General features: G+C 71.6%; 9 protein-coding genes. 4 read left to right on the forward strand and 5 right to left on the reverse strand.

Annotated features, from left to right (window positions below; all coding sequences use genetic code 11):
- The first annotated feature begins 9 nt into the window (after positions 1–9).
- Positions 10–456 (forward strand): hypothetical protein, encoded by a 447-nt coding sequence (locus ACVKXF_RS16880; protein ID WP_456796414.1) that lies wholly within the window; start codon positions 10–12, stop codon positions 454–456.
- Between the two features lie 33 nt (positions 457–489).
- Here ACVKXF_RS16880 and ACVKXF_RS16885 read toward each other — a convergent pair whose 3' ends face one another.
- The 3 genes from ACVKXF_RS16885 to ACVKXF_RS16895 all read right to left on the reverse strand — a co-directional run bounded on the left by ACVKXF_RS16885 (position 490) and on the right by ACVKXF_RS16895 (position 3126).
- Positions 490–1947 carry a flotillin family protein gene (locus ACVKXF_RS16885; RefSeq protein WP_456796415.1) on the reverse strand — a complete coding sequence of 486 codons (1458 nt, stop codon included), beginning with the start codon at positions 1945–1947 and terminating at the stop codon, positions 490–492.
- Positions 1948–2090: 143 nt separating this feature from the next.
- Complete coding sequence (nadE, locus tag ACVKXF_RS16890) at positions 2091–2918, reverse strand: ammonia-dependent NAD(+) synthetase (protein WP_340195574.1); 828 nt, start codon at positions 2916–2918, stop codon at positions 2091–2093.
- Positions 2919–2958: 40 nt separating this feature from the next.
- A complete protein-coding gene (locus tag ACVKXF_RS16895) occupies positions 2959–3126 on the reverse strand; it encodes a hypothetical protein (RefSeq protein ID WP_185021301.1) in 168 nt (55 codons plus the stop codon).
- A gap of 409 nt (positions 3127–3535) precedes the next feature.
- On the opposite strand from ACVKXF_RS16895, the gene ACVKXF_RS16900 reads away from it, so the two are divergent.
- Entirely contained in the window at positions 3536–3973 is a 438-nt protein-coding gene (locus ACVKXF_RS16900) for a MarR family winged helix-turn-helix transcriptional regulator (RefSeq protein WP_123312049.1), read from the forward strand.
- Between the two features lie 166 nt (positions 3974–4139).
- On the forward strand, positions 4140–5576 hold the full coding sequence (locus tag ACVKXF_RS16905; RefSeq protein WP_456796416.1) for an MATE family efflux transporter: 1437 nt from the start codon (positions 4140–4142) through the stop codon (positions 5574–5576).
- Between the two features lie 250 nt (positions 5577–5826).
- Here the strand turns inward: ACVKXF_RS16905 and ACVKXF_RS16910 are convergent, their stop codons facing one another.
- Complete coding sequence (locus ACVKXF_RS16910) at positions 5827–6423, reverse strand: copper resistance CopC family protein (RefSeq protein WP_456796417.1); 597 nt, start codon at positions 6421–6423, stop codon at positions 5827–5829.
- A gap of 40 nt (positions 6424–6463) precedes the next feature.
- Positions 6464–6631, reverse strand: a complete 168-nt coding sequence (locus ACVKXF_RS16915) for a hypothetical protein (RefSeq protein ID WP_185021300.1) — start codon at positions 6629–6631, stop codon at positions 6464–6466.
- 213 nt (positions 6632–6844) lie between these two features.
- On the opposite strand from ACVKXF_RS16915, the gene ACVKXF_RS16920 reads away from it, so the two are divergent.
- Positions 6845–7558 carry an alpha/beta hydrolase gene (locus ACVKXF_RS16920; RefSeq protein ID WP_456796418.1) on the forward strand — a complete coding sequence of 238 codons (714 nt, stop codon included), beginning with the start codon at positions 6845–6847 and terminating at the stop codon, positions 7556–7558.
- The last annotated feature ends 154 nt before the right edge of the window (positions 7559–7712 follow it).

The raw sequence follows: 7712 nt of genomic DNA on the forward strand, positions 1-7712 counted from the left end.
GTCCCCCGCATGACTGATGAGCACCGCACTCCGCGTCCCGAAGACGACGCAGCGCGCCTCGGTCTCGTCGTCGTCGGAGAAGCAGCAGCGCTGCACTCCGGTGACGAGGCGGCATTGGACGCGAGCGAACAGAACATCCGCGACACCATCGACGAGATGATCGACGAACCCCTCACCCCACGCCAGGAGCAGGTGGTCGAGCGGCTGGCGTCGGCCGGCGGGACCCTGACGGCGGGGCTCAGTGGCGCGCTCGCGGCGCAGACCGGACGTAGCGTCGACGACGTCCTCGAGGGCGCGGCCCGCAGCGTCGTCTGGCAGCAGCGGCTCGCCGACCAGCGCGATGCCGCCGCCGCTGAGGACCCGCGCGACGCGGATGAGCGCAGCGGCGGCCAGCGCGAGGACGCCGGTGGACAGCAGCGCGAGCGCCGCGACGAGAACGGGCGCGACGAGGACTGATCCTCGCCACGCCCGCTGCGCGTTCCGCTGCGACTACTCGGTCGGCTCCACGATGCCGGTGGACCGCTCGCGGACCACGGCCCGGGCTGCGGCCTGCCCCGTCGTCGCGCTCTTGACGATGTCGCTCAGGGTGAACCCGGCGGTCGTCCCGAGCAGGGCGTCGACCTCGCTGAACTGGCTCACGACGCTCTTCGACAGCGCGCCGGCGCCGTCGGAGGACACCACGGTCAGCTTGTCGATGTTGCCCATCGGCGCCGCGAGCTCGCGGGCGATGCTCGGCAGCGTCTCGATGGCCTTGACGCGCAGGACGGCCTCGGAGTGCTGTGCGAGTGCGTCGGCCTGGGCCTTCGTGGCGTCAGCCTCGGCCTGACCCTTGGCACGGATCGCGTCGGCAGCTGCCTCACCCTCGGCACGGGAGGCGTCGGCGGCCAGCTTGCGGGCCTCGGACTCGGCCTTCGCCTCGGCGGCGATCGCCTCGGCCGAGATGCGACGGGCCTCGGCCTGGGCACGAGCGGTCTCGACCTGGGCGCCGGCGGCCGCTTCGGCCTCGACACGGGTCTTCCGCGCCTGCGCTTCGGCGACGGCGGAGACCTCGGACTCGAGCTCGGCACGGCGCAGCTCCGCACGCTTCTGCGCGGTGATCTGCTCCTGCTCGACGACGCCCTGCGCCGCACGGGCCTGAGCGAGCGGCCCGGCGGCTGCGGCCTCGGCCGACGCACGGTCGGCGTCGAGCTGCAGCGCGGCACGACGGATCGCCAGGGTGTTCTCGGCTTCGGCGATGGCCTGGTCCGCGGTGGCACGGGCCTCTCGCGCTTCGCGGTCGGCCTGCGCCTCGGCGTTCTCCGCCTCGAGCCGGACGCGGGCGCGCTCCGCACGACCGAGGTCGCTGATGTACTCGTTGCGGTCCGAGATGCCCTTGATCTCGAAGGAGTCGACGTCGAGGCCCTGGCTGTGCAGGGCGTCCTTCGCCACGTCGAGCACCGCGACGGTGAGCTGGTCGCGGTTGCGGATGATCGTGGACACGTCGGTCGCACCGATCGACGCACGGAGCGAACCCGACAGGACCTCGCGCGCGAAGTCGTCGATCTTCTTCTCCTGCCCGAGGAACCGCTGCGCGGCCGCCCGGATCGAGGCGTCGGTCTCGCCGACCTTGACGAGCGCGACCGCTTCGACGTCGATCGTCACGCCGCGGGAGTCCTGCGCGTTGACGTTGATGTCGATCGCTCGCGAGCTGAGCGAGAGCTTCGCGACCTTCTCGAAGAACGGCCGGACCAGGACGCCGGCGCCGAGGACGACCTTGATGCCGGACTCGACGGTCTCGGTGCCGTCGTCGTTCTTGACCTTGCGCGAGCGCTTGCCGGTGATGATGAGTGCTTCGTCGGCGCCGGCGTTGCGGTACACGACCTTCGCGTAGATCAGCGCGATCACGGCGAGGACGATGATCCCCACGATGATCAGCGGGATGGCCCCGAGCGCGAACAGGACTTCCATGACTCCCCCTCCGGTCCAGGTACCAGCCTGGATTCCGCATCTGTTGTTCCGTCGGCTCCCATCCTAGGAGACCGCGCGGACGGACAGGAGGCGCGCTGCAGGATCACCTGCAGCGCGCCTCCTGTCCGTTGTCGCGTCAGCGCCTACGCGCCCGCACGCCACCAGTCGTCGAAGGGCGTCGCCGGGACCTGGCGCTTGTGCTCGGTCGCGCGGTAGCGCGCCTCGATCGCCTCGGCGACCTCGAGCGGCACGTCGTGCCCCTGCAGGTAGGCGTCGATCTCGGCGTAGGACAGCCCGAGGTTCGCCTCGTCGGTCTGGCCGGGCGTCTCGTCGAGCAGGTCCGCGGTGGGGGCCTTCTCGTACAGGCGGGCCGGGGCGCCGAGGTGCTCGAGCAGCTGCCGCCCCTGGCTCTTCGACAGGCCGGTGAGCGGCGTGAGGTCGACGCCGCCGTCGCCGTACTTCGTGAAGAAGCCGGTCACCGCCTCGGCCGCGTGGTCGGTCCCGACGACGAGCAGCCCGCGCTGGCCGGCGACGGCGTACTGGGCGACCATGCGCATCCGGGCCTTGACGTTGCCCTTCACGAAGTCGCTCAGCTCGACTCCGGAGGCAGCGGTGTCCTGCATGACCCCGTCGACGCCGTGCTCGATGTTGACGGTGATGCCCGGGTCGGCCGCGATGAACTGCAGGGCGAGCTGGGCGTCCTCCTCGTCGGCCTGCACGCGGTACGGCATGCGGACGGTCGTGAACTCGGCGGGGTGCCCCTCGGCGCGGAGCGACTCGACGGCGAGCTGGGTCAGGCGCCCGGCGAGCGTGGAGTCCTGGCCGCCGCTGATGGCGAGCAGGAACCCCTTCGCGCCGGTCGTGAGCAGGTAGTCGCGGAGGAACCCGACACGGCGGGCGATCTCCTGCTCCGGCTCGATGGTCGGCTGGACGTTGAGGTCCGCGGCGATGGCGGCTTGGAGTTCACGCACCACCCCAGTATCCCGCTGCACCGGCCGGTGTGCACAGCGTTCAGCGGACGGGTTCTGCGCCCACCGGCCGGATCGTGTTATCGTGGTCGACGCCGATCGCGCAGGTGCAGACGACGCCGAGGGTCTCGGCGGTCTGCGTCAGCCGGAACCGCTCGACGTGCGGCGGGCCGACCCGACGGTCGAGCGGGTGGGTGTCGTGATCGTGCACGGTGGTCCTCACAGACTCGTGGTGGTGCGGATGTCCGGTGCGGCAGCGGCCCGAACCGCCACCGCACCGGAGGGCCCGAGGCGACCCGAACGCCGCGGCCCCGTGGAGACGCACGCCGGTACCCGCCGGCGCGCGTCGGAGGTCATGGACGCCGGCGGCGTCGCGCCCGGAGCGCAGTGCGAGTCATGGGTCCCTTTCCCGGGCGGAGGTCCGCCACTGCTGATCCATCCCCCGGCGGTGCGTCGGGAGACCCGAACGGTCCGGTGCCGGACCGAGGACGACGGGTGGTGAGGCCGCCTTCCTGTGCAAGCTACCAGGGGCGTGCCCCCGGCCCATACCCCCGTTCCGGGGTCGGACGGTGGACGATCGCTCGTTGACAGTTAGATATCAAACAGTTAGAGTCCTGATCATGCAGGCACCGGACCTCACCACCCCGCTCGAACTCATGCGGTGGATCGGATGGGCACAGCGCAAGGCGGCCGACGAGTGGGTCCGCGATCGGGACCTCACCCGCGAGCAGAGCTTCGTGCTCGGGTACCTGCAGCAGAACCCCGGGGCGATCCAACGCGACATCGCCGAGATCACCCGGACCAGCGCGGCCAGTGTCTCGAGCCTCCTGCAGGGCCTCGAGCGCCGTGGCCTCGTCGAACGACGCCCCGACGCCACGAACGGCCGGACGAAGACCGTGCACGCCACCCCGGCGGGCACCGACCTCATCGCCGGCTTCACCGACGCGATGGTCGCCCTCGACGACACCCTGCTCGCACCACTCGACCCCGACGAACGGGCCACCCTGCAGCGTCTGCTGCAGAAGGTGACCGCGGAGCTCGCACCGCCGACGCGGTAGCGCCCCGACCCGGCAACGTCCCCGACCCGGCAACGTCCCCGACGCGGTAGCGCCGCCCCGGGACCGACGTTACCGGCGCGCTCGACGCGCCACGGGCCTCCCGGCCCCACCCCCGCACGCGACGACATCCCGTCGCGCCCTCCGCCCTGCCCAGAAGGAGGCAGTCATGACCACCACGACCCCCGAGAACACCGCCGCGGCCACGAACCGCTGGTACCTCTCCGCCGCCCCGATCGCCCGGGCCCTCGTGCACCTGTGCGTGCCGATGGCCGCCGCGATGGTCGTCAGCGCCCTGTACAACGTCATCAACGCCGGCTTCATCGGCGCGCAGCACGACACGTCGCTCCTCGCCGCGATCACCTTCGGCACCCCGCTGCTCGGCATCGTCATGGCCGTCGGCGGCGTGTTCGGTGTCGGCGGCAGCGCCCTGATGTCGCGCCTGCTCGGTGCCTCGGAGCACGACCCCGCCAAGGCCCGGGACATCAAGCACGTCGCCTCGTTCGCGCTGTGGGGTGCCGTCGTCACCGGCGCGGTCCTGGCCGTCGTCGGGCTCGTGTTCCTGCGCCCGCTCGTCGCCGTGCTCGGCGCCGACGCCGCTGCGGTCCCCGCCACGAGCGAGTACGTCGCCGTGATGCTCGCGTTCGTTCCGGTGCTCGCCTCGTCGTTCGCGCTCGAGCAGATCGTCCGCTCCGAGGGCGCTGCACGCCAGGCGATGATCGGCCTGGTCCTGTCCACCGTCGGAAACCTGGTGTTCGACGTGCTCTTCATCCTCGTGCTGCACTGGGGTGTCGGCGGTGCCGCACTGGCCGTCGGGCTCGCGAACGTCGTGTCGATCGCCTACTGGGTGACCTGGCTGCAGCGGAACAGCGAGAACGTCAGCTTCGCCCCGAAGTGGTTCACCCTCCGTGCCGACGTCCTGAAGCCCGTCTTCGGCATCGGCGTCGGCGAACTGCTGCAGTCGGCCTTCCTGATCGTCACCACACTCGTGCTCAACAACCTCGCCGCCGCCTACGGCGACGACCCGCTCGCCGCCATGGGCGTCGCGGTCCGCATCGCGCAGGTCCCGGAGTTCCTGGTGATGGGCGTCACGATCGGTGTCCTGCCGCTGCTCGCCTACGCGTTCGGCAAGGGCGACGCCGCACGGCTCCGGGCCGCCCTGCGCGGAGCCGCCGTCACGGTCGGCGCGATCGTCCTCGTGTTCTCCGGCGCGGTGTTCACGTTCCGCGAGCAGGTCTTCACGATCTTCTCCGGTGACCACTCGGTACTCGCGATCGGCCTGACGATCCTGACGGCACAGCTCGTCGCCGCGATCGTGAACGGGTTCACGGGGCTGCTCACCTCGCTCTTCCAGGCGACCGGCATGGTGCTGCCCGCGATGGTGCTGTCGCTGGCGCAGGGTGTGCTGTTCATCCCGATCGTGATCGTCGGCAACGTGTGGTTCGGGCTCGCCGGGATCATCTGGGCGCTCACCGTCACCGAGGTCATCGTGTTCGTGGCCGCCCTCGTGCTGTGGCTGGCATCACGCGGGAAGATCGCCCGCGGTCTGGCCGCCGGCAGCGAGGAGCGGGCGGACGCCGCGCTCGCGGAGGCGCCCGCCGCGTAGCGCCCGCCGCGCTCGTGCCGCGTTTGCATGGTGAGCAGAAGAGGTCGGGTCCCGTTCCAGGACCCGACCTCTTCTGCTCACGAAGCGGGGGTGAACGCGGCCGGCGTCGGACGGGAGGCCCGTGGCGGCCGGGTGGCGGGCCTCCCATCCGGTGCGTGTCCGGGTCGCGGGCGCAGCACAAGGTGAGCAGAAATGGTCGGGTCCCGGAAGGCGACCCGACCATTTCTGCTCACGAAGTGAGCGGGGCGCGCTACGCGCGGCCGCGGCCGCCGCGGCGCAGGAGGAGCACGACGACGGCACCAGCGGCGAGGACCGTGCCGGCGCCGAGCGCGACCCAGACGCCGGGCGCGATCCCGGGCGCGGAGTCAGGGGCACCGTCCGAGGCCCCGGTGGCCGTCGCGGTCGACGTCGGAGACGGAGACACTGGTTCCGACGTCGGCGGAGTCGTCGCGGACGGTGTCGCGACCGCGGCCCGGTACTCGAACCCGTACGAGCCGTCGATCGGGTGCCCGTCCGGCGACACGTACCGCCAGAGCACCGTGTACGCGCCGTCCTCGAGCTCGACGGCCTTGCCCATCGTCATGCCGGACACGGTCACGTCGCCCGTCGACACGTCGGTGCCGTCGGCGTCGGTCACCTGGATCCGCAGTCCAGCGTCGAGACCCGCGAGCGGTGCCTCGCTGAACGTCAGATCGATCCGGTCGAGCGGCTCGGTGACGACCGCGCCGTCAGCGGGCGTGCTGCTCGTCAGCGCCGAGTGCGCCGATGCCGGCTGGACCCCGAGGATCGCGAACAACCCACCGATGACGATCGCGAGGGAAGCTGCCGTCGTTCGTCCTGTCCGCATGCACAGACTCTACAAGCCGTAGAGCAGCGGACCGGACGGGTCAGATCTGCTCGCCGAGGAAGTCGGCGTAGGACGGCTCGCGCCGGGCGTCGCCCGTAGCAGTGGAAGCGTGGCCCGTGCCTTCGAGGCGCTCGGCCACGAGGGCTTCGAGGTCCTCGGGCGACCGGAGACCGTGGCGGTGCCAGTCGTTCTGCATTCTGGCGGTCATGATGACCAGCCCTTCGTCGAGATGATGCGCATCTCGGATTCGTCCGGATCGACCCGCTGTGCCAGACCCCACATCTGTGAGGAGCATCGTGACGACGGGTCCCTGATGACCGATCCGGTACCTCCACGGTAGGGGTTCCGTCCGAAGTCGTCGAGCGCGATGCGCTTCTCGGCCGACCGCGCGCCGCCGGCCGGTCGGCCGTACCGTCGACGCATGGAGATCCTCTTCGTCCACGGCGCCCTCGTCCGCGACGGCGCCTGGTGGTGGCAGCCCACCGCTGACCTGCTGCACAGCCGCACCGGCATCCGCAGTCGGGCGGTCGCCCTGCCCTCCTGCGGCGAGGGACCGGCGGGACACCCCGAGGGCGGGCTCGCCGAGGACGCAGCCGCCCTGCGCGCCGCCCTCGACGACAGCGACGGGGCGATCGTCGTCGGGCACTCCTACGGCGGCACCGTGATCGCCGAGGCCGGACGCCACGACGCCGTCGCACAGCTGCTGTACGTGTCCTCGTACCTGCCCGATGTCGGCTCCGCGCAGGCCGGCATCATGGCCGACGAGCCCGATCCGGTGTCGATCGGCCCGGCCGGTGACGGAGTCCTCGCAGTCGCCGGGTACGACGCCGCGTCCTTCGGTGCGCGCTTCCTGCAGGACGCCGACACGAGCACGCAACGCGCCGCCTGGGACCGGGTGACCGCTCAGACAGCGGGGGCGTTCGTGACGCCGACGACGGCAGCCGGGTGGCAGGACGTCGACTCGACCTACCTCGTCTGCACCGAGGACCGCAGCACCACCGTGGGGCTGCAGCGCGCGCACGCGGCGCGGGCGACGCGCAGCGTCGACGTGTCGACCGGGCACCACCCGTTCATCATGCGGCCCGACCTGGTCGTCGAGCAGCTGGAGCTGCTGCTCGGGGCTGCCACGGCCTGAATCGCCGCCAAGACGACGGACGGGAGGCGGGGGGGGCGCGGGGGCCCCCCCCCCCCCCGGGGGGGGGGGGGGGGTAGAGGCCAGGTTTTTTTTGAGGCGCAAATACCCGAAAAGAGGGTGGGGCAAAGGGCGGGGGCGGTTGGAACAACACACC

It is taken from the genome of Curtobacterium sp. PvP017 (genome assembly GCF_054060195.1).